Origin of the sequence: Oceanobacillus sojae (assembly GCF_900162665.1) — a bacterium.
Taxonomy (GTDB): Bacteria; Bacillota; Bacilli; order Bacillales; family Amphibacillaceae; genus Oceanobacillus; species Oceanobacillus sojae_A.
Genome location: NZ_LT727796.1, coordinates 1 through 900, shown reverse-complemented (window position 1 = coordinate 900; position 900 = coordinate 1). Strand labels below are relative to the sequence as shown.

Here is a 900-nt window from a genome sequence, read left to right as displayed (position 1 = left end):
GAATGAATTTCATAATTGCTCTTTTTAAAAATACAAAGACGAGCAGAATTTTCGAAAGTGTATTTTAAAAAACAAAAATTATGCAGCTTATTGTTGTTGAATAAGCTCCGCTTGGATGCGATCCGCAGCTAATTTGGAAGCATTATAAATCAAAGCGACCATGTCAAAATGAACTTTTGCACGCTTTCCAGTGCGATAACGAACATTGTTTAGCTGATAGAACTCTTTCAGATAAGCATTAACACGTTCTACTGCTGTCCGTTGTTTGAAAATATTTTTCCAAGCTTTTGATCCTCGTGCTGGTGCGGTATACCTTCTTAAATCGGTAGTTATCTTGATTTTATACACTTTTTGACAGATACCTTCATTCGCAAGGGGACAGTCGCTGCATTCCTTTGGTCTGGTATATTTCAATGTTTCGTATTTTGGATCAAAGCTGTCATATTTATAGGAATGTTCTCGCAAACAGGTTGGGGCACCAACTGCGAGGTGGGCTTTATAGCCAAACCAGTATTCATTTTTACCATCTGCATTCTTTTTCACACCCCATTTGGGGGCTATTGGCACTTCTGCACGCAAGATGTCTAACGGAACGTCTAACTGTGCTTCGATTTTCTTTTCATACAATGGCAGGTTTGCTTCCTTTTCCGCTTGGTCTTTAAGGTACTGTTCGCGTTCTTCTTTGGATTTGCGTCCGCGCTTTTTTGGCGTAGTTTCTGATTTTTCTTCTTTTTTGGCAGATGCCTTATCTCGTGCTTCAAAATGGGTTGCATCAATGGCAATGACTTCATCGACAATAAACCCTTCGGTGACGGCTGCCAGCGTTACGCTTTCGAAGGATTTTTCTAAAATATCTGATTCACTCAATTTCGTTACCAAGCGGGAATAAGCAGCTTCTGA

Annotated in this window: 1 protein-coding gene; it reads right to left on the bottom strand. The window is 39.9% G+C overall.

Going from position 1 to position 900, the window contains the following annotated elements; translation table 11 throughout:
- Positions 1-87: 87 nt before the first annotated feature.
- Positions 88-900 (bottom strand): transposase (locus tag BN1068_RS23275; protein WP_139344683.1); only part of this gene is annotated, 813 nt, incomplete at its 5' end.